We start from the raw sequence: 569 nt of genomic DNA on the forward strand, positions 1-569 counted from the left end.
GCGAGAGCTATGCCGATCAGAAGATCGAGCAGAGCAACTCGCCACCAACGTTCTATTCGCGAGCCTGGTGATCGGCCATCACGCCCTTCGGAGTCGAAAGGATCGAAATGCCGAGGCCGTTCGCGACCTGCGGAATGGACTTGACCGAGACATAGACCCGGCGGCCCGGCTTGGAGACGCGGTCGATCTTGCGAATGACCGGCGCACCTTCGTAGTACTTGAGTTCGATATTGATCTCGGACTTGCCGTTCTCAAAATCGGTCTTGGAATAACCGCGGATATAGCCTTCGGCCTGCAGCACGTCCAACACGCGGACACGCAGCGTCGAAGCCGGCGTGCTGACGGAGGACTTGCGGCGAGCAACGCCGTTGCGGATGCGGGTGAGCATATCACCCAACGGATCAGTCATGGACATCTGTTCGCCCTCCTTACCAGCTGGACTTCACAATGCCGGGGATCTGCCCGAAGTTGCCGAGCTGGCGGAGCGCCACGCGCGACATCTTGAGCTTCCGGTAGAAGGCACGCGGACGGCCCGTAACTTCGCACCGATTACGGATGCGGGTCTTGGA

General features: G+C 60.1%; 2 protein-coding genes. Both read right to left on the reverse strand.

The window, feature by feature from the left end:
* Positions 1-52: 52 nt before the first annotated feature.
* Positions 53-415, reverse strand: coding sequence for a 30S ribosomal protein S8 (gene rpsH / locus AC1D0P_RS27465; RefSeq protein WP_477679621.1), 363 nt, complete (start codon positions 413-415; stop codon positions 53-55).
* Positions 416-428: 13 nt separating this feature from the next.
* Entirely contained in the window at positions 429-557 is a 129-nt protein-coding gene (locus tag AC1D0P_RS27470) for an uS14 family ribosomal protein (RefSeq protein WP_477679622.1), read from the reverse strand.
* Positions 558-569: the final 12 nt, after the last annotated feature.

Source organism: Polaromonas sp. P1_G2 (assembly GCF_056405515.1).